This window comes from Rhizobium sp. 862_C5_N1_2 (genome assembly GCF_051811205.1).
GTDB lineage: Bacteria > Pseudomonadota > Alphaproteobacteria > Rhizobiales > Rhizobiaceae > Rhizobium > Rhizobium leguminosarum.
In genome coordinates, this window is sequence record NZ_JBPWPT010000001.1 from 4,128,445 (window position 1) to 4,148,950 (window position 20,506).

The following is a 20,506-nucleotide window of genomic DNA, read 5'->3' on the forward strand; positions in this document are numbered from 1 at the left end:
GACATAGTTTTCGGTCTAGCCTGACAAAAAATAAGAAGGGACGGCCTTTGCCCGCTGGGCAACAACCTCGGAGAAAAAAGATGAAGAAAGTTGTCATACTCGCATTGATCGGCCTGTCGATCGCAAGCTGCACGCCGACGCAGCAAGGCGCCGGCATCGGCGCTGCATCAGGTGCCGTCATCGGCGGCGCAGTCACCGGCAACGTCCGTGGCGCGGCAGTCGGCGCCGCTATCGGCGGCGTGTCCGGCGCCCTCATCGGCAGCGTCGCCGAACAGCCTGGCCAGTGCTACTATCGCGACCGCTACGGCCGCCGCTACATCGATAGTTGCCCGCGCTGAGAGCGCTTGGAAATCGGCAAATTCAGGAAATCCCGGACACACGTCCGGGATTTTTTGTGCTAAATTAGCGCGTTGGCAATTTAAAATGGTACACCCCGCGCGATTTTGTCGCTAAGCTGTTCATGGCTGGGCAACGAAGCTTCAATGTAGACACAACCAAAAGCGGCGGATGCGGATCAGAGGGACAGGCCCGAAAACAGGTACTGCGTATCGGCGAACAGGCACCATGATGGTAGTCGCAGCGGCAGCTGCGTTCTCACCGGTCCTGATCGGCGACGCTTATGCCTTCAAGCTTTTCGGCATCACCATTTTCGGCAAAGAAGAAGACGAAGGCGAACAGGTGCCCGATCCGGTGCGCTACCACGTCGACCTCAGGGCCGATACCGCCGATCCCGACCTGAAAGAAGCGCTGGAAAACAGTTCTCGTCTCCTCAGTGACCAGAAGCAGCCGGTTTCCGGCGATCTCGGCATCGTCGTCAAGGCGCGCGACGACCGTGAGCGGCTGATCGCCGCCCTGTATGAAAAGGCCCGTTATGGCGGCCTGGTGACGATCACCATCGACGGCAAGAATATCGACGACCTGCCGCCCAATCCGACATTCGACCGGTCAGGGCCGATCCCCGTCACCGTCGACATTGCTCCCGGCCCTGTTTTCAAGGTCAGGGAGGTACAGTTGGGCGGCGATGCCGCAAACCATAATCCCGCCGATTACGACCTCGCCCCGGGCGCGCAAGCCGGCTCGCTGGCGATCATCAAGGCCGGCGACAAGATCGTCGAACAATTGAAGAGCGAAGGCCGGCCCTTTGCCAAATTGACCGAACGCAAGGTCGTCGCCGATCATAACAGCGACACCGTCGATATCGTCCTTGCTGCCGAGGGCGGTCCCATCGCCCCGATCGGCGATGTCGGCGTCACCGGCGAGAAGACCGTCAGGCCAGGTTTCATCCAGCGCTATTCCCGGCTGAACAAGGGCGAAGCCTACTCCCCGGAAGCGCTGAGGAAAGCCGGCGAGCGGCTTCGCGCCCTCGGCGTCTTTTCGAGCGTCACCATTCACGAAGGGGATGCGCTGGCGCCTGATGGCACCCTGCCGATGACGATCGAGGTTTCGGAAGGCAAGAGGCGCTACTTCGGCGTCGGTGCGCAATATTCCACCACCGATGGCTTCGGCATTCAGGGCTATTGGGGCCACCGCAACCTATTCGGCGAAGCCGAAACGCTGAGGATCGAGGGAGCGGTCTCGCGGCTTGGCGAAACGACGGATGTCGGCAGCCTCGACTATTCCGCCGGCATCCTCTTCACCAAGCCCGGCGCCTTCTTTCCCGCCGCCACCCTGAAGGCGGGCATCGTCGCCAAGACCGAAAATCCGGATGCCTATAACGCGACGCTCGTCACCGCCTCGCTCGGCCTTTCCTACGAGCTGACCGACCGGGACACGGTCTCGGCGAGCGGCGAGGTCAGCTGGGAGCGCGACGATGACGCCTTCGGCGAGAACGACTATCTGACCTTCACCCTGCCGATCCAATATGATCGCGACGCACGCGACGACAAGTTCAACCCGACGGAGGGTTATCGCGCGACATTCTCGGCAAAGCCCGGCTACGAAATCTTCAACGCCACGCCCTATGCGGCATTCGAGGGCTCGATCTCCGGCTATCTGCCGTTCGGCCAGGAAGACGGCGTGGTGCTTGCCGGCAAGGTTGCCGCCGGCGTCCTGATCGGCGGCGATAGCATTGGGGATATTCCCGCCACGCAGCGCTTCTTTGCCGGCGGCGGCGGCTCCGTGCGCGGATACAGCTATCAGGAAATCTCGCCCTATAACGACAATGGCGATGCCACCGGCGGCCGCTCCTATGTGACCGGTTCGCTGGAGGCTCGCATCAAGATCACCGATACGATCGGCATCGTGCCCTTCATCGATGTCGGCACCGTATCGGACAGCACCTTTCCGGGTTTTTCCGATATTCGCGCCGGTGCCGGCGCCGGAATACGATATGCAACGCCTTTCGGCCCGCTGCGGCTTGATTTTGCCATGCCGCTGAACAAGTACGAAGATGGCACAGATTACGGAATCTACGCCGGCATCGGCCAATCTTTCTAGAATTGCCGATTCCCCCGTGTTTTCCGATCTGTGAGCCGTCATGAAAACGGGGTAGTGTCCGCGCCGATGCAAATGCTGGCAAAAATCGTCAACTGGATCGTACGGCTGACCGGCTATGCCGTCGGCGTCACTTTGATTCTCGCTGTCGCGGCCCTTGCGATCTTCGGCTTCACCAGTTTTGGCGCCCGCATCGTCACCGAAAAGATAGCCTCCACGCTTTCCAACCGCGACATGACGATCCAGGTTCGTGAACCGCAAGGTCTTCTGACCGGCGGGCTTCGCGCCGCCGAGATCTCCTTCTCCGACACCAGGGGCGTCTTTGCGGAAATTCATGGCATCGCGATCGACTGGAATCCGCTGGCGCTGCTGACCGGAACCTTCCACGCCAAACGCTTCGAGATCGAAGCGATCAACGTGCTGCGCAAGCCGGTGCGCACCCTGCCGTCGCGGCCCGGAGCTGAAAATTCCGGCGGATTCGCTCTTCCGATCAAGGTCGATATAGACCGCGTCGCGCTGCCCGATATCAAACTTGCCGCACCCGTTGCCGGCCGCGCCTTTGCGCTCGCCGCCGAGGGCAGCCTTTCGGCGAACGGCGATGGCGGCGAGGCCGTCGTCAATGTCAGCCGTCACGCGGTTCCGGATGCGCGGCTTGCCGCCGACATCGCCTATGCGCCAGCCGAAAACCGGCTGCGGCTGAAGGCGCAGCTTTCCGAGCCGAAGGGCGGGCTGCTGGCGGGCTTTCTCGGCTTGCCGGATAGCCCGGCCGTCAATATCGATCTCGACGGCCAGGGGCCGATATCCGATTGGAAAGGCAAAGTGCAGGCCGCCCTCGACGGACAGCAGCGCGCCGCAATCGAAGCCCGGCATCAGATCACGGCAGACGGATTGCACCACCTCGACCTCAAGGGCGGCGGTGACTTGAGCTCGCTGCTTCCATCGGCATTCCGGCCGCTTTTTGCCGGCCAGACCAATATCGATCTTGCCACCACCTTCGACGACCGCGGCAAGATCGATATCCAGACCGGCAATATCGCCACCGGCAGCGTCGTGATCGCCGCCTCGGGCACCCTCGATCCAGCCGGCAACAACAGCCTGAACGCCAATCTGCTCGGCACGTCGGGGCCTGTCGATTTCCGCTGGCCGCTCGCTGAAGGCGAAGCGCGCTTCCTCATTTCTGGCCTCAACCTGGCGCTAACCGGCGATGCCCAGGCCGCCCGACTGAACGTCAGCGGCTCGCTCGACACCGCAACCCTTCCGCAGGCCAATATCGGCAACATCAAGCTGACCGCAAAGAGCGACGCCTTCAATCTCGCCGCCCGTTCCGGCAGCGTCCAGTTGCGCCTCGTCGCCGGCGATACGACCTTCACCGACCCGAACCTCAATCGCGCCGTCCAAGGCCCGGTCACGATCGCCTCGCCGCTGCAGATCTCGCCCTCCGGCATCGGCTTCAACGGCACCACCGTCGAAAGCGCCAATATCAACGGCGGCCTCAATGGCTCCTACCGGCTGGCAGACAAAGCGCTGACCGGCAACCTGAAGCTCACCATCAACCCGGCAGCTCTGCCGGCTGCGGTGACAAGCAGGTTCGACGGACCGATCTCGCTCGAAAGCCAGGTGGTCGGCACCATCCCGTCAAAATTCGCACTGTCCAATCTCGTCCTGAAATCCGGCACGCTCGAAGCCGCCGGCAACGTCGCGCTCGACGGCGGGATGTTGAATGCCGATCTTTCCGGCCGGCTGCCTGACGTCGGCAAGCTCATCCCCGGCGCCAGTGGTGGGGCGGGCTATGCGTTGAGAGTGGGAGGTGAGCTCCCGGCACTCTCCGTGACGGCCAATCTCAAGGCCGCCAGCCTTGAAATGGCCGACCGCGTGCTCGGCAACCTCAATATCGACCTGTCGGGTCTCGCCGATCCCAAGGCGCCGCAGGGCAGGATCGCCGCCACCGGCACGATCGATGGCCAACCGATCGGCATCAACGGCGACATCACCTCGCAGGACGGCAAGATAAGCATTCCGGCGCTGACCGCCGATATCGGCGGCAACCGGCTGACCGGCAATGCGGAATTCTCGCCTACCCTGGAGCCAACAGCCGCACTGACCTTCGATTTCCCCAATGTCGGCCTGCTCGCCGCACTCGGCGGACAGAAGGCCGAAGGCGATCTCAAGGGTTCGCTCGGCGTCAGCAGCGACAGTGGCAAGATTGCGCTCAAGCTGCTTGCAACGGGCGGCTCGATCCACCGTGATACGCTTGCGATCGTCAAGCCGGATATCGATGTCACGATCAGCGATCTCAATGCCCTTGCCGCAAACGGCACTATCAAGGCCGAGGGGGTAAGCGCCGGAACGAACAAGCTTGCCGGCCTTTCGCTGGGTTTTACCAAGCAGCAGAACCATACGGACTTCGATCTCGATGCTGCCTATGACGGCAATCCCGTGCTGGCCGCGGGCAATATCGAGGCTCAGGACGGCACGATCCACCTTAACCTTGATCGCTTCTCGGCAAGCCCCCGCAATATCCCGATCGAGCTGGCCGCACCGACGCAGGTCGCCATCGGCGGCGGCGCCGCCAATCTGAACGGACTGATGCTGAAAACCGGCACCGGCTCGGTAACCGTTAGCGGTTCCGCCGGCGAAACGCTGAAGCTTAATGCAGATATCCGCGAGCTGCCGGCAGCGCTCGCCAACGGTTTCGTGCCCAACCTTTCAGCCGGCGGCACGATCTCCGGAACGATTGCCGTGACGGGAACGCCGGCAGCACCGGTCGCCGACTTCAAGCTCGACTGGAAGGATGCGACGACGGGCCAGACCAAGGGCGCCGGCCTGGCGCCGCTCGACATCACCGCCGGCGGCAAATTCGCCGACAACAAGCTCGATTTCGACACCACGGTCGGCAGCAATGACGGCCTCTCGCTCAAGGCCGCCGGCAATGTCGCGCTCGCCGACCCGAAGGCACCGGTGCTTGATGTCAACGCTGATATCCTCAACCTGCCTGCCCGCATCGCCAACGGTTTCGTTCCCGATCTCGCCGCCGAAGGCACGATTACAGGAAAGGTGGCGGCCTCCGGCTCCCTCGCTGCGCCGACCGCCAATTTCGATCTCGATTGGAAAGACGCGGCGACGAGCCAGACGAAGCGTGCCGGCCTTGCCAATCTTGGCGTGAAGGCAACCGGAAAATTCGCCGACAACAAGCTCGATTTCGATACGGCGATCGGCGGCGGAAACAGCCTCTCGGTGAAGGCGACCGGCAATGTCGCCATCACGGGCACGACGATCGGCAACGTCAAGGTCGACGCTGCGCTGGCAAATGTCCCGGCGAATATCGCAAATAGTTTCGCCGCCGACCTCGCCGCCGAAGGCGCGATCTCAGGAAAGATCTCGGCCAGCGGGTCGCTTTCCGCTCCGAGTGCCGATTTCGATCTCACTTGGAAAGACGCGGCAACGAGCCACACAAAGCGCGCCGGCCTTGCTGCGCTCGGCGTGACCGCATCGGGAAAATTTGCCGACAACAAGCTTGATTTCAACGCGGTGGTTGGCGGCGCCAACAGCCTGTCCTTAAAGGCAAACGGCAATCTTGCCATCAGAGGCACGACGATCGACAACCTCACGGTCGATGCCACACTGGCAAATGTTCCGGCAAATATCGCAAACAGCTTCGTCGCCGATCTCGCCGCCGAAGGTACGATCTCAGGAAAGATCTCGGCCACCGGATCCCTCCCGGTTCCGAATGCAGATTTCGATCTCACTTGGAAAGATGCGGCGACGAGCCACACGAAACGTGCCGGCCTTGCTGCGCTCGGCGTGACCGCATCGGGAAAATTTGCTGAGAACAAGCTTGATTTCAACGCTGCAGTCAGCGGCGATAAAGACCTCTCACTTAAGGCCATGGGCAATGTCGCACTCGCCGGCACGGCGATCGACAGCATCAAGGTCGATGCCGAGATAGCCAAGCTTCCGGCTAGTCTCGCAAATGCCTTCGTTCCCAATCTGGCGGCAGGCGGCACGATATCCGGCACTGCGTCCGCCTCAGGGACACTCGCCGCACCGAAAGCCGACTTCAAGCTCGACTGGACGGATGCTGCGACCAGCCTGACCAGAAGCGCTCATCTCTCGGGCCTCGCGCTCACCACATCCGGACGCTTCGCCGACGACCGGCTCGATTTCAATGCCAATCTCGCCGGCCAGGACGGCCTCTCGCTGAAGGCTGCCGGCAACGTCGCGATATCAGGCACCTCGGTTAAAACCCTCGACGTCAAGGCCGATCTCACCAACCTGCCGGCAGGCCTCGCCAACGGTTTCGTCCCGGGTCTTGGCGCAGAGGGCACCGTCTCGGGCACGGCATCTGCCTCCGGCGCGCTGCCGAAACCGGCCGTCGATTTCAAACTCGACTGGAAGAACGCTGCAACCGCCCAGACCAAGAGCAGCGGCCTTTCGGGCCTGAGTGCTGCGGCGTCCGGCAAGTTCGTCAACGACCGGGTCGATTTCGATGCCAATCTCGCCGGCAAGGACGGCGTGTTGGCCAAGGCGACGGGCGGCGTCACGATCGCGGGAACGGCCATCCGGGACCTTTCGATCAATGCCGATATCCCGGCGCTGCCGGCAAATATCGCAAATGCCTTCGTTCCCGGTCTCGGTGCCGAGGGCACGCTTTCGGCAAGCGCCATAACGTCGGGAACGCCGGCAAATCCGATCGTCGATTTCAAGCTCAACTGGAAGGATGCCGCGACCAGCCACATCAAGGCTGCCGGCCTTTCCCGCCTTGCGCTGGCGGCGACCGGAAAATACGCCGGTGACAGGCTGGATTTTGATGCCGCGCTCAACGGCAGCGGCGGCATTGCGCTGAAAGCCGCCGGCAATCTCGCCATCGCAGGCACGTCGATCAAGTCTCTCGACGTTACGGCGAATACCACCAATCTTCCGGCCAGCATCGCCAACGGCTTCGTTCCCGGCCTTGCCGCCGAGGGCGCGGTCTCGGCAACCGTAAAGGCCACCGGCGCGCTATCGGCACCCTCCGTCGACTTCAAGGTCGACTGGAAGAACGCGGCGACGAGCCAGACCAAAGGTGCCGGCCTTTCGCCGTTCAACATCGGTGCATCAGGCAAACTGGCCGGAAACAGGCTGACGGTCGACACCAGCCTTGCCGGTGACGCCGGCATGTCGCTGAAAGGCGGCGGCAGTGTCGTGATCACAGGCAATCGCGCCCTCGACATGCGATTCAACGGCAATCTTCCCTTCGCCGTGCTCGGCGCCCCGCTTGCGCAGCAGGGCCTCGTTGCGGACGGCGTCGGCACCGTCAACCTCCAGATTGGCGGAACGGCCGCAGCGCCCGTTATCAACGGCACTGTCTCGACATCAGGCGCGAAGCTCGTCGACGTCCGACGCAATCTTGCCGTCAACAATCTTGCGGCGACCGTGAGCTTCAATGGCAGCCAGGCGGTGATATCGCGCCTCAGCGGCAACCTTGGCGGCGGCGGCACGATTTCGGCCAGCGGCACCATCGGCATCCAGCCGGCCGGCGGCTTTCCCGCTGACATTTCGATCAAGCTCGACAAGGCGGTCTATGTCGATGGAACGCTTGTCGTCTCGACCGTCAATGGCACGGTCGGCCTGCGCGGGCCGATCATGAATGCGACGCTGAGCGGCAAGCTTCGGCTGGACAAAACCTCGATCACGGTCCCGGAAAAATTGCCGACCTCGCTGAGAGAAGTCGACATCCGGCATAAGAATGCGCCGCGGGCGGTTCTTGCGCAGCTGCGCGATGACGGTGAGCGGAAACCCGGCGAGAAATCCTCCGTGATCACACTGGATCTCGAAATCGATGCGCCCTCGCATATCTTCGTACGCGGCCGCGGCATCGATGCCGAGCTTGGCGGCCGGGTGACCATCCGCGGAACAGCGGCTGCACCCATCGTGACCGGCGGTTTCATCATGCGCCGCGGTCGCATGACCATTCTCAACCGCCGCCTGGATTTCTCCGACAAGAGCAGGATCACCTTTGCCGGCGACCTGACGCCGGCGCTCGATATGGAAGCGACCTCGGCCTCCGGCTCGACGACGCTGACCGTCGACGTCGCGGGTCTCGCCACCGACCCCGCGATTACCTTTTCCTCCTCGCCCCAGCTGCCGCAGGACGAGGTGCTGGCGCAGCTGATCTTCGGCCAGTCGATGTCGAAGCTCTCGCCGGTGCAGATCGCCCAGCTCGCCGACGCCGTCAGTCAGCTGGCCGGCAACCGCTCGACCTCGCTTTTCGAAGGCCTGCGCAATCAGCTTGGCGTCGACGATTTCGACGTCAGCACCGATTCCAAGGGCCAGACGAGCGTCAGCGTCGGCCGCTATCTTAACGATCGCACCTATTTTGAATTGCAGCAGGGCGGTTCGGCCGGCGCCAAGGCGGTGATCAACCTCGATGTCGGCCGCGGCGTCAAGCTGCGGGGAGCGGCCGGGGGTAATGGCGCGGGCGAAGCTGGCATTGTCTATGAACGGGAATACTGAGCCAGCTTAACCTATTATTTTTACGCTATTCCGGACGGAAAACCGCTTCGCACTTTTCCTGGAAATTGCTCTAGAAACCCGTTTTGCTTGTCTTGAGAAGGATGTTGGTCTCGGTCGAATTGATGCCATTGATCAGCCGGATCCGGTGCAGCGTCTCGTCGAAGGCAGCAAGGTCGCGATCCTCGAGTTCGGCGACGAAATCCCATTTGCCGTTGGTGCTGTGAAGCGCCCGCACCTGCGGTAGGCCCCTCAACTGATCGGCCACCCTGTCGGCGAGCTTGCCGAGCACCTCGATCATGACGATGGCGCGCACGCCGGCGGACCGCGTCTCATGACCGGTGCGGATGGTGAAGCCGACGATGGTGCCGCTGGCGACCAGCCGGTCGATCCGGGCGGCAACCGTTGCCCGTGATGCACCCGTCATTGCCGCAAGCGAAGAGACGGAAATCCGGGCGTTATGGCGAAGTGCACTCAGAAGTTCAGTGTCGAGATCATCCACGCTGATCACTTTGTCAAAATAGGTTTATCAATCTGCGCAATCATAGTCCATTTCTGACACTTTTCCATCTTTTTGCCGCCAGCCCTTTATCCCACTATCGGCCGAAACAGGCCTCAACACGGAGCCCTCCAAAATGAATACCCAATCGCGATCTGTCACCCTCATCGGCGCGCCGCTGGAAGAAGGCTCCGGCCGCAGAGGGGCTGCCATGGGCCCAGCGGCCCTGCGCATTGCCGGCGTCGACCAGACGCTGATCGAGCTTGGCCATGACGTCGCCGATATCGGCGATCTCAGGATCGTGCCGGCGATGGATCTGCCGAACCACCCGAAGGCCCATAATCTGAGGATCGTCGGCGCCTTCACGCGCGCCCTTGAAAGTAGCGTCCACGACGTGGCCGCCTCCGGCCGTTTTCCACTGATTCTCGGCGGCGACCACAGCCTTTCCATGGGCAGCGTTTCCGGCATGGCCCGCTATGCCGCCAGCAAAGACCGCCCGCTCTTCGTCCTCTGGCTTGATGCCCATGCCGATTTCAATTCTCCGGCCACGTCGCCGTCCGGCAATATTCACGGCATGCCTGTCGCCTTCTTCTGTGGCGAGGCGGAGTTCGCCGAGATCCTGCCGAAGGGACGTCCGTTCGTCGATCCAAAGAATGTCTTCCAGGTCGGCATCCGTTCGGTCGATGCGCGCGAGCGCGAGGAAATCCACGAACACGGTGTCAATGTCTTCGACATGCGCGCGATCGACGAGCAGGGCATCGGCGCCATCATGCGTGAGATCCTCGATGTCGTGACCAGGGCAAACGGCCTGCTGCACGTCAGCCTCGACCTCGATTTCCTCGATCCCGAGATCGCTCCCGGTGTCGGCACGACGGTCCCGGGTGGCGCGACTTTTCGCGAGGCGCATCTGGTGATGGAAATGCTCTCGGACAGCGGCCTCGTCTCGTCGCTCGATCTCGTCGAACTCAATCCGTTTCTCGACGATCGCGGCAAGAGCGCCCGCATCCTGGTGGAGCTGACGGCAAGCCTCTTCGGCCGCCGCATCTTCGATCGCCCGACACGCGCCGCATAAGAGCATGTCAGGCAAAAGTGTGCAGCGGTTTTGCGATAGCGACATGCGTTGAAATAATACTAGAGGGAGAACGGCCATGAACACTTCGGAAAAACTGATCGCCACGGAACAACGGCTCGGCGCCCATAACTACAAGCCGCTCGACGTGGTGCTGACGCGTGGCGAAGGTGTTTATGTCTGGGATACCGACGGCAACCGTTATCTCGATTGCCTCTCGGCCTATTCCGCCGTCAACCAGGGCCATTGTCATCCGAAAATCCTCGCCGCCATGGTCGAGCAGGCGGGCAGGCTGACGCTCACTTCCCGCGCCTTCCGCAACGACCAGCTCGCCTATCTCTACGAAGAGCTTGCGGTTCTCACCGGCTCCCACAAGATCCTGCCGATGAATTCCGGCGCCGAAGCGGTGGAGACCGCCATCAAGGCGGTGCGCAAATGGGGATACGAGGTCAAGGGCGTGCCGGAAGGCAAGGCGGAGATCATCGTCTGCGCTGATAATTTCCATGGTCGGACGCTGAGCATCATCAGTTTCTCCACCGATCCCGAAGCCCGCGCCGGCTTCGGTCCCTATACGCCAGGCTTCCGCATCATTCCCTTCGGCGATGCCGAGGCTTTCGCCGCCGCAATCAATGCCAATACGGTGGCCGCCCTGATCGAGCCGATTCAAGGGGAAGCCGGCGTCATCATTCCGCCGGCAGGTTATTTCACCCGCATCCGCGAACTCTGCACGGCAAACAACGTCACCCTCATCCTCGACGAGATCCAGACCGGCCTCGGCCGTACCGGCAAGCTGCTGGCGGAGGAGCACGAAGGCATCGAGGCCGACGTGACGCTGATCGGCAAGGCGCTGTCCGGCGGCTTCTATCCCGTGTCGGCCGTGCTTTCGAATTCCGAAGTTCTGGGCGTGCTGCAGCCCGGCCAACACGGCTCGACCTTCGGCGGCAATCCACTCGCCTGCGCAGTAGCGCGTGCCGCGCTCAAGGTGCTGACGGAAGAGGGCATGATCGAGAACGCCGCTGTCATGGGCGACTACTTCCTCGAAGGCCTCGGGTCGATCCGCTCGAACATCGTCAGGGACGTGCGCGGCCGTGGCCTGATGATGGCCATCGAACTGGAACCCGAAGCCGGCGGCGCACGGCAATATTGCCATGCCCTGAAAGAGCGCGGCCTTCTCGCCAAGGATACCCACGACCACACAATTCGCCTCGCTCCGCCGCTGGTCATCACCAAAGAGCAGGTGGATTGGGCAGTCTCGCAGATTGAGAAGACGATAGGCTAAGTAAATCGGCGCAATTCTTCTTCACGATCTCGAATATGCATGGAAGATCCCGAAAGCCAGAGATCGGCTGGAAGAGATCGACAGCAAAACCGCCTGGTTTTCATCCGAGATTAAAAACCTTCGCAATCGCGTCTCCCGATTTAGATTTGGGCAACACTCTTTCGCTAATGTCGTCGATAACCGTAACGATGCTTCGCCGAGCGCAAAGCCATCGCGTGGTATGAAGGCAAAGCTTGGCCGCGCCAATGGTGGCGCATCCGCTTCTGCCCTGGCTTACGATAGTTGGGAAGAATTCTAATGGCCACGATCAATTCGACTAACTTCAGCGGCGATACGCTCGAAATTATTGCCTTCCGCCTGCATGATCAGGAATTCTGCGTCAAGACCACGACCATCCGCGAAATCCGCGGCTGGGCGCCGTCGACGCCGATCCCGCATGCGCCGGCCGATGTCATCGGTGTCATGAACCTGCGCGGCTCGGTGATCCCGATCATCGATCTTGCTTTCAAACTCGGCATGAAAAGCACGGTCGCCAATGAGCGCAGCGCCATCGTCGTCGCCGAAGTTCACAGCATGGTCATCGGCATGCTTGTCGACCGCGTCTCGGATATCCTCACCATCTCCTCCAGCCAGGTCCAGCCGGTGCCCGAAGTGACCGCCTCCTTCGACCGCGCTTATTGCGAAGGCATCATTGCCTCGGAAAACGGCATGATCTGCTTCCTGAACCTCGCCAAGATGTTCAAGGAAAACGAGACGGATGAACTGGCGGCCTGATCGGCCAATATAATTCTCAATAAAAACCGCCCACCCGGGCGGTTTTTTGTTGCGCATCGCGAGCAAGCCTCGGCCGCCACCATCCGCCTTGGCGCTTTTGATTAGAAACAGCTTCTATACCGGAAATTAACCACGTTCCGTCATCATGGGATACTCAAGGATGACACGTTTTCCGCCAATCTGGGAATGACAACCAGTACTGTCTGTCTTCTCATCACCGGCATTCCTTGTCCGATCGGCTTCGCCTTACCAGACGAAGCAGCAGAAAACTGTGCATTTCAGAGGGACGGGAATGTTTGGTCTATCTTCCGATTCGAAATATATTCTCAATGCCATTTCCAAATCGCAGGCGATTATCGAATTCGACCTCAAGGGAAATATCCTCACGGCGAACGAGAATTTCTGCAATGCACTTGGTTATCGCCTGAGCGAGATCGTCGGCAAGCATCACAGCATGTTCTGCGAGCCGGCCTATACGGCAACGCCTGAATATCGTGCCTTCTGGGCACGGCTCGGGCGCGGCGAATATGATGCCGGTGCTTACAAGCGTCTCGCCAAGGGCAACAAAGAGATATGGATCCAGGCTTCCTACAATCCTGTTCTCAAGGGCGGCAAGCCATTCAAGGTGGTGAAATTCGCGGCCGACATCACTGCCGCCAAGAAGCAGGCGGTGGAGGATTCCGGCAAGCTGGAGGCGATCTCGCGCTCGCAGGCGGTGATCGAATTCAACCCGAAGGGCGACATCCTGACCGCGAATGAGAATTTCTGCAATGCCATGGGATATTCCCTGGCCGAGATCACCGGCAAGCATCACAGCATCTTCTGCGATCCGGCCTATGTCAGCACCGAGGATTACGGCAGCTTCTGGCGCCGTCTGGCCAACGGCGAATTCATCGCCAACGAATTCGTCCGTTTCGGCAAGGGCGGCCGCGAAATCTGGATCCAGGCTGCCTATAACCCGATCGTCGATGCCGACGGCAAGGTCTACAAGGTCGTGAAGTTCGCAACCGACGTCACCCAACGCATGAGCGCGATTTCTCTGCTTGGTGGCGCGCTACGCCAGCTGTCCGAAGGTGATCTGACACGGACGGTAGACACGCCCTTCGTCCCGTCGATGGAACAGTTGCGGCACGATTTCAACACCGCAATCAAAGGTCTTGCCGAGACGATGAAGACGATCGGCGAGAATGCCAGCGCGATCGCCTCCGGCTCACGCGAGATTGGCGCATCGGCAGACTCCTTCTCCAAGCGGACGGAACAGCAAGCCGCATCCATCGAAGAAACCGCAGCCGCCCTGGAAGAGATCACCACCACCGTCAACGATTCCAGCCGTCGCGCCGATGAGGCCGGCCGCCTCGTCGCCATGACCAAGCAGGGCGCCGAGCAATCCGGTATCGTGGTCCGCAATGCCGTCGCCGCCATGGGCCAGATCGAACAGTCCTCCCGCGAAATCACCAACATCATCGGCGTCATCGACGATATCGCCTTCCAGACCAACCTCCTGGCATTGAATGCCGGCGTCGAAGCGGCCCGCGCCGGCGAGGCCGGCAAGGGCTTCGCTGTGGTGGCCCAGGAGGTCCGCGAGCTCGCCCAGCGCTCCGCCACCGCCGCCAAGGAGATCAAGGCGCTGATCAACACGTCGGGCGAGCATGTCAGGAACGGCGTCGGCCTCGTCGGCCAAACCGGTAAAGCGCTCGAGGAGATCGTCACCCAGGTCGGCGATATCGACGGCAACGTCGTCGCCATCGTCGAAGCCTCCAGGGAGCAGGCAACCGGCCTCAAGGAAATCAACCAGGCTGTCAATACGCTGGATCAGGCAACTCAGCAGAATGCCGCCATGGTCGAGGAGAGCACCGCTGCCAGCCACAGCCTTGCGAGAGAGGCCGAAACGCTGCGTGTCCTGCTGACGAGGTTCCGTTTGCCAGGCCAGATCCAGACCACAGGCAGGCATGATGCAAGACAGGCGGGCTCACCGGCGCTGCATCTTGTTTCACGTGTCGCAAAGGCGCAGGGCGCCGCCGCGGCAACCGCCCAGAGCTGGGAAGAGTTCTGATCCCAGTCTCCGCACATCGTCATGTTACTGTGCCGCCGCCAGGCGGCACTTTGATCAGATTGCGCCGTCTACGAAGATAAACGCGTCGTATGAACACCCATGCGACGCCCTTTGATGGCTCAGCCGAACAGCGCCAAAGTCGCCCGCAGCGTCACCCAGACACCCCAGAGCAACGGCACGCCGACGACGGCCCAGGCAAGCATCGCCTTGGCATCCAGCCCGCCTGTGCCGATGCCGAAGGAACCCGTCGGGCCGGCATTGACGGCCGCCGACTTCGCCTGCAGCGCAGCGACCTCGCCATCGGACATGAACCACTTGTCCGAAAGCGGCCTGATCAGCGAATTGGCAATGAGCCCGAGCGCCAGCATGCCGGCGAGGATATACATGGTGCCGGTATAGAGGGTTGGACCGGGCGCGACGCCGGCGGCGATCTGCGCTTCGCGGATATAGTTGACGACGACGGGACCGACGATGCCGGCCGTTGCCCAGGCGGTCAGCAGCCGGCCGTGGATGGCGCCGACGAACTGGGTGCCGAAAATATCGGCAAGATAGGCCGGTATGGTCGCGAAGCCGCCACCATACATCGACAGGATGATGCCGAAGGAAAGAACGAACAGCGCCTTGTTGCCCATGCCCGCGAAGGTGGGCGCCAGCGCATAGAGCACGATGCCGAGGACGAAGAAGCAATAATAGGTATTCTTGCGGCCGATCTTGTCGGACAGCGACGCCCAGAAGAACCGTCCGCCGATGTTGAAGAGCGACAGCAAACCGGCAAAACCGGCGGCGATCGTGGCGATCGATGCCTTCTGACCCGCGTCGAGCTGGGCGAAGCCGACGTCCGGCAGGCCGATCAGCGAGCCGGCGAAGATTTCCTGCAGCATCGGCGAGGCCATGCCGAGAACGCCGATACCGGCCGAAACGTTGAGGCAAAGCACGGCCCAGATCAGCCAGAACTGCTTAGTCTTGTGGGCATCGCGCAGGTGCACATGTTTGGTGGTAATCATCGTGCTCTTGGCCACAGGCGGCGTCCAACCCTCGGGACGCCAGCCAGCCGGCGGAATGCGGTAGCCGAAGGCACCGCCCATCATGAAGACGAAATAGATCGCCGCCATGACGATGAAGGTCTGCCAGACGCCGACCGAACTGTCGGTCTTAAAAGTATTCATCAGCAGGTTGGCCAATGGGGCGCCGATCATCGCACCGCCGCCGAAGCCCATGATCGCCATGCCGGTCGCCATGCCGCGCCGGTCGGGAAACCACTTGATCAGTGTCGAGACCGGCGAGATGTAACCGAGGCCGAGACCGATGCCGCCGATGACGCCGGCACCGAGCCACATCATCCAGAGCTGATGAGTGATGACGCCGATGGCGGCAAGAATGATGCCGCCGCACCAGCAGCAAGCGGAAACGACGCCCGCCTTGCGCGGACCGGCGCGCTCGAGCCAGCCGCCCCAGATGGCGGCGGACGAACCAAGCAGAACGAAGAACAGCGTATAGATCCAGCCGAGGTCGGCAACACGCCAGTCGCAGGTCGTGGTGAACAGCGCCGAGGCGAGTGTCAGATCGGGGCAGGCCGTCGAGGCCGTGATTCCGAGCGACTTGGAAAGCGGCAGCCAGAAGACGCTGAAACCATAGGCCATGCCGATGCAGAGATGGATGGCGAGCGCTGCCGGCGGCACCAGCCACCGATTGAACCCGGGCCTTGCGATGATCCTTTCACGATCGAGCAGGCCTACCCCCGCCAACGCCCCATCTGTCCGTCTTTCCGCTGCGGTCATGAAAATCCTCCTTGATACAAATCTGCTTTGATTTCAGCTTTTGCGCAGGCAGGTTGCTCCTGCCTTTCCTCCCGCACGGACCGATCCTCGCTTTTTTTGAACTAAAGCATTGAAATAAATACCTAAAGCGCGAGGAACGCGCTCTAGTGTGTTACCGGCTCCGGCTTTCGGATAAGAGGAACGGCCTGAAGCACGAGTGCATCCAGGCCGTTTTCCTCATTCTCTAGAATTTCGAACAACTGCCGCCGCATGCGCGGGTCCCAGAATTTGTTGATATGGGTGGCGACCCCCTGCGCGGCCTCGCTTTCCGGCTGGCTCTTGAAGAAGGTGGCGATCTGGTTTGCCATATAGACGAGCTTGGTTTTGGTATCATGCGACATCGGCAATGCTTCCGGGCGAGATGCGGTGCGGGTGAGTGAAGATCTCGAAATCCTCGCCGCGCACCAGCGCGACGAGCGTCATGCCGGCCTCTTCGGCCGTGCGGATGGCGAGAGCCGTGGGCGCGGAAATGGCGATAAGCACAGGGCTGCCGAGGATCGCCGCCTTCTGCACCATCTCGACGGAAAGCCGGCTGGTGACGACGACGGCGCCGTCGCCGCCTCTTTCACTGGCGCGGATGACGGCGCCGCAGAGCTTGTCCAGCGCATTGTGCCGGCCGACATCTTCGCGCACGGCAATCAGCCCTCTGCCGGGAAGATAGAACCCGGCGCCATGCACCGCCCGTGTCTCACGATGCAGCGGCTGTGCCTCGTTCAGAAGCGAAACGGCGCGGACGATATCCGCATGCGACAGCGCCAGCGGCGATGTCGAAACATCAGGCACCGGCCGTACCGCCTGTTCGATCGATTCGATGCCGCAGAGCCCGCAGCCGACCGGCCCCGCCATGCTGCGGCGCCGTGCCCGCAGCCGATCGGCGACATCGTCGACCAGGCTCACCTGCACATCGATCCCCTGCTCACCCTCGATGACCTCGACGCCCGATATCTCCGCCGGCCCGGCAATGATCCCTTCGGTCAGACTGAATCCGAGGGCAAAATCCTCGAGATCCGCAGGTGTTGCCATCATCACCGCATGCGAACTGCCGCCGTAGGAAAAGGCGATCGGCACCTCTTCCGGCACGATGCGAGAGCTGGTGTGCATAATGCCGTTGCGGCGGGCGGTTTCGGGCGCATGGGCAGTGACGGTGAAGGTCATAATGCGCGTTCCTGCTTACCGAGCCGCCCCCGCATCGTCACTCCGCTGCCTCGAGCTTGCCAGCGATGCGGCGTGATTGCCGCGCCTGCTCGTCATATTCCAGCTGCCATTCACTCGGCCCGTTGGAGGGCGAGACCTGCACCGCCGTCACCTTGTATTCCGGGCAGTTCGTCGCCCAGTCGGAGAAATCGGTGGTGATGACGTTCGCCTGCGTATTGGGATGATGAAAGGTCGTATAAACGACACCCGGCGCGACGCGATCGGTGATCAGCGCCCTGAGCGTCGTGTCGCCGGAGCGGCTGCCGAGTTTCACCCAGTCGCCATCGCGAACGCCGCGCTGCTCGGCATCGTGTGGATGGATTTCCAGCCGGTCTTCCGCGTGCCAGATGACATTCTCGGTCCGCCGCGTCTGCGCCCCGACATTGTACTGGCTGAGGATGCGGCCGGTTGTCAGCAGCAGCGGGAAGCGCGGGCCGGTACGCTCGTCGGTCGCTACATATTCGGTGCGGATGAACTTGCCCTTGCCGCGCACGAAGCCATTGACATGCATGATCGGCGAGCCGAGCGGGTTCTTCTCGTTGCAGGGCCACTGCACCGAGCCCATTTTATCGAGATAGTCGTAGGAGACCATCGCGAAACTCGGCGTCGTCGCAGCGATCTCGTCCATGATCTCCGACGGATGGGTATAATGCCAGTCGAGCCCCATCGCCTGGGCAAGCTTCTGCGTCACTTCCCAGTCGCCATAGCCGTTGCGCGGCGACATCACCTTGCGCACGCGGTTGATGCGGCGCTCCGCATTGGTGAAGGTGCCGTCCTTCTCCAGGAAGGTCGAGCCCGGCAGGAAGACATGGGCGTAATTGGCGGTCTCGTTGAGGAACAGATCCTGCACGACGACGCATTCCATCGCCGCAAGCCCCGCCGCGACATGTTTGGTATCGGGATCGGACTGCAGGATGTCTTCACCCTGGATGTAGATGCCCTTGAAGGAGCCGTCGACTGCCGCATCCAGCATGTTCGGAATACGCAGGCCTGGCTCGTTGTTGAGCTTCACGCCCCAGAGCTTTTCGAAGATGTCACGCGTCGCATCGTCGGAAATGTGCCGGTAGCCCGGCAGTTCGTGCGGGAAGGAACCCATGTCGCAGGAGCCCTGCACATTGTTCTGGCCGCGCAGTGGGTTCACGCCGACGCCGGGACGGCCGATATTGCCGGTCGCCATCGCCAGGTTGGCGATCGCGATGACCGTGGTCGAGCCCTGGCTGTGTTCGGTGACGCCGAGGCCGTAATAGATCGCACCATTGCCGCCCTTGGCATAGAGCCTTGCCGCGCCGCGCAGATCCGCCGCCGGCACGCCGGTGAAGATCTCGGTCTGCTCGGGACTGTGCTGCGGTTCGGCGACAAAGGCCGCCCAATCCTCGAACTCCGACCAGTCGCAGCGCTCGCGGATGAACACCTCGTCAAAGAGGCCTTCGGTGACGATCACATGCGCCAGCGCCGTCATGACCGCGACATTGGTGCCGGGCTTCAGCGGCAGGTGATACGAGGCCTCGATATGCGGCGAGCGGACGATATCGGTGCGGCGCGGATCGATGACGATGAGCTTGGCGCCTTGGCGCAGCCGCTTCTTCAGCCGCGAGCCGAACACCGGATGCCCGTCGGTCGGGTTGGCGCCGATGACGACGACGACATCCGAATGCTCGACGCTGTCGAAATCCTGCGTGCCCGCCGACGTGCCGAACGTCTGGCCGAGGCCGTAGCCGGTCGGCGAATGGCAGACGCGGGCGCAGGTATCGACATTGTTGTTGCCGAAGCCGGCGCGGATCAGCTTCTGCACCAGATAAGTTTCCTCATTGGTGCAACGCGACGAGGTGATGCCGCCAATCGCCTCGCGGCCGTATTGATACTGGATGCGGCGGAACTCCATCGCCACATGCGCGAAGGCTTCGTCCCAGCTGACTTCCCGCCAGGGATCGCTGACCTTTTCGCGGATCATCGGATTGAGGATGCGGTCCTTGTGGGTGGAATAGCCATAGGCGAAGCGGCCCTTGACGCAGGAATGGCCGCGATTGGCCTGACCGTCCTTCCACGGCACCATGCGCACCAGTTCCTCGCCGCGCATCTCCGCCTTGAAAGAACAGCCGACGCCGCAATAGGCGCAGGTGGTCACGGCTGAATGCTCCGGCTGGCCGATCTGGATCACCGATTTCTCCGTCAGCGTCGCCGTCGGGCAGGCCTGGACGCAGGCGCCGCAGGACACGCATTCGGAATCGATGAAATGCTCGTGCATGCCGGGCGAAACGCGTGAGCCGAAGCCACGGCCCTCGATCGTCAGCGCGAAGGTGCCCTGCACTTCCTCGCAGGCGCGCACGCAACGCGAACAGACGATGCACTTGGAGGGATCATAGGTGAAGTAGGGATTGGATTCGTCCTTCGGCATCCATTTCAGATTGATGTCGCCATTGCTGCGCGCCTTGACGTGGTTGTCGCCCTCATAGCCGTAGCGCACATCGCGCAGGCCGACGGCGCCCGCCATGTCCTGCAATTCGCAATCGCCGTTGGCCGCGCAGGTGAGACAGTCGAGCGGATGGTCGGAAATATAGAGTTCCATCACGCCGCGGCGGATATCCTTCAGCCGCCCCGTCTGCGTGTGCACCACCATGTTTGCCGCCACCGGCGTCGTGCAGGAGGAGGGTGTGCCGTTGCGACCCTCGATCTCGACGAGGCAGAGCCGGCAGGAGCCGAAAGCGTCGACCATATCGGTGGCACAGAGCTTCGGCACCTTGATGCCGGCCTCCATCGAGGCGCGCATGATGGAGGTGCCCTCCGGCACGCTGATCTGCTGTCCGTCGATGGTGAGCGTCACCATGGCCTCGGACTTCGAAGCAGGGGTGCCGTAGTCGATTTCATGGATGAGAGACATGATTGGTCTCCTTGCTTGAGA

At 61.9% G+C, this 20,506-nt stretch carries 12 protein-coding genes; 7 read left to right on the forward strand and 5 right to left on the reverse strand.

The annotated features are described in order from the left end of the window. The first annotated feature begins 80 nt into the window (after positions 1–80). The 3 genes from ACD590_RS20440 to ACD590_RS20450 all read left to right on the forward strand — a co-directional run bounded on the left by ACD590_RS20440 (position 81) and on the right by ACD590_RS20450 (position 8,925). On the forward strand, positions 81–338 hold the full coding sequence (locus tag ACD590_RS20440; protein ID WP_018243832.1) for a YMGG-like glycine zipper-containing protein: 258 nt from the start codon (positions 81–83) through the stop codon (positions 336–338). A gap of 169 nt (positions 339–507) precedes the next feature. Then, positions 508–2,436, forward strand: coding sequence for an autotransporter assembly complex protein TamA (locus ACD590_RS20445; RefSeq protein ID WP_439003251.1), 1,929 nt, complete (start codon positions 508–510; stop codon positions 2,434–2,436). A gap of 66 nt (positions 2,437–2,502) precedes the next feature. Further along, positions 2,503–8,925: a translocation/assembly module TamB domain-containing protein gene (locus ACD590_RS20450; RefSeq protein WP_439003563.1), complete on the forward strand. Its 6,423-nt coding sequence runs from the start codon at positions 2,503–2,505 to the stop codon at positions 8,923–8,925. Between the two features lie 70 nt (positions 8,926–8,995). Here the strand turns inward: ACD590_RS20450 and ACD590_RS20455 are convergent, their stop codons facing one another. Continuing rightward, positions 8,996–9,433: an Lrp/AsnC family transcriptional regulator gene (locus ACD590_RS20455; RefSeq protein ID WP_439003252.1), complete on the reverse strand. Its 438-nt coding sequence runs from the start codon at positions 9,431–9,433 to the stop codon at positions 8,996–8,998. 124 nt (positions 9,434–9,557) lie between these two features. Here ACD590_RS20455 and rocF point away from each other — a divergent pair, with 124 nt between their 5' ends. The 4 genes from rocF (at position 9,558) to ACD590_RS20475 (ending at position 14,596) form a co-directional block, all read left to right on the forward strand. Next, a complete protein-coding gene (gene rocF, locus ACD590_RS20460) occupies positions 9,558–10,493 on the forward strand; it encodes an arginase (protein WP_130718093.1) in 936 nt (311 codons plus the stop codon). Positions 10,494–10,569: 76 nt separating this feature from the next. After that, on the forward strand, positions 10,570–11,769 hold the full coding sequence (gene rocD, locus ACD590_RS20465) for an ornithine--oxo-acid transaminase (RefSeq protein WP_439003253.1): 1,200 nt from the start codon (positions 10,570–10,572) through the stop codon (positions 11,767–11,769). Positions 11,770–12,066: 297 nt separating this feature from the next. Beyond that, positions 12,067–12,543 (forward strand): chemotaxis protein CheW, encoded by a 477-nt coding sequence (locus ACD590_RS20470; protein WP_003543427.1) that lies wholly within the window; start codon positions 12,067–12,069, stop codon positions 12,541–12,543. 292 nt (positions 12,544–12,835) lie between these two features. Then, on the forward strand, positions 12,836–14,596 hold the full coding sequence (locus tag ACD590_RS20475; protein ID WP_439003254.1) for a methyl-accepting chemotaxis protein: 1,761 nt from the start codon (positions 12,836–12,838) through the stop codon (positions 14,594–14,596). 119 nt (positions 14,597–14,715) lie between these two features. Here ACD590_RS20475 and ACD590_RS20480 read toward each other — a convergent pair whose 3' ends face one another. From ACD590_RS20480 to fdhF, 4 genes are all read right to left on the reverse strand, one after another. After that, positions 14,716–16,374 carry an OFA family MFS transporter gene (locus ACD590_RS20480; protein WP_065276380.1) on the reverse strand — a complete coding sequence of 553 codons (1,659 nt, stop codon included), beginning with the start codon at positions 16,372–16,374 and terminating at the stop codon, positions 14,716–14,718. Between the two features lie 143 nt (positions 16,375–16,517). Continuing rightward, entirely contained in the window at positions 16,518–16,754 is a 237-nt protein-coding gene (locus ACD590_RS20485; protein WP_018448151.1) for a formate dehydrogenase subunit delta, read from the reverse strand. After that, positions 16,744–17,568 carry a formate dehydrogenase accessory sulfurtransferase FdhD gene (gene fdhD, locus ACD590_RS20490; RefSeq protein ID WP_439003255.1) on the reverse strand — a complete coding sequence of 275 codons (825 nt, stop codon included), beginning with the start codon at positions 17,566–17,568 and terminating at the stop codon, positions 16,744–16,746. Before fdhD ends, ACD590_RS20485 begins: the two co-directional genes overlap by 11 nt. Positions 17,569–17,605: 37 nt before the next feature. After that, positions 17,606–20,485 carry a formate dehydrogenase subunit alpha gene (gene fdhF / locus ACD590_RS20495; protein WP_439003256.1) on the reverse strand — a complete coding sequence of 960 codons (2,880 nt, stop codon included), beginning with the start codon at positions 20,483–20,485 and terminating at the stop codon, positions 17,606–17,608. Positions 20,486–20,506: the final 21 nt, after the last annotated feature.

Excerpts from the sequence above, each read along its gene's own strand:
- ACD590_RS20440 (WP_018243832.1), top strand. The coding sequence starts at position 81 with ATGAAGAAAGTTGTCATACTCGCATTGATCGGCCTGTCGATCGCAAGC.
- ACD590_RS20450 (WP_439003563.1), top strand. The coding sequence starts at position 2,503 with ATGCAAATGCTGGCAAAAATCGTCAACTGGATCGTACGGCTGACCGGC.
- rocD (WP_439003253.1), top strand. The coding sequence starts at position 10,570 with ATGAACACTTCGGAAAAACTGATCGCCACGGAACAACGGCTCGGCGCC.
- rocF (WP_130718093.1), top strand. The coding sequence starts at position 9,558 with ATGAATACCCAATCGCGATCTGTCACCCTCATCGGCGCGCCGCTGGAA.
- ACD590_RS20470 (WP_003543427.1), top strand. The coding sequence starts at position 12,067 with ATGGCCACGATCAATTCGACTAACTTCAGCGGCGATACGCTCGAAATT.
- ACD590_RS20485 (WP_018448151.1), bottom strand. The coding sequence starts at position 16,754 with ATGTCGCATGATACCAAAACCAAGCTCGTCTATATGGCAAACCAGATC.
- ACD590_RS20480 (WP_065276380.1), bottom strand. The coding sequence starts at position 16,374 with ATGACCGCAGCGGAAAGACGGACAGATGGGGCGTTGGCGGGGGTAGGC.
- fdhF (WP_439003256.1), bottom strand. The coding sequence starts at position 20,485 with ATGTCTCTCATCCATGAAATCGACTACGGCACCCCTGCTTCGAAGTCC.
- ACD590_RS20475 (WP_439003254.1), top strand. The coding sequence starts at position 12,836 with ATGTTTGGTCTATCTTCCGATTCGAAATATATTCTCAATGCCATTTCC.
- ACD590_RS20445 (WP_439003251.1), top strand. The coding sequence starts at position 508 with ATGCGGATCAGAGGGACAGGCCCGAAAACAGGTACTGCGTATCGGCGA.
- fdhD (WP_439003255.1), bottom strand. The coding sequence starts at position 17,568 with ATGACCTTCACCGTCACTGCCCATGCGCCCGAAACCGCCCGCCGCAAC.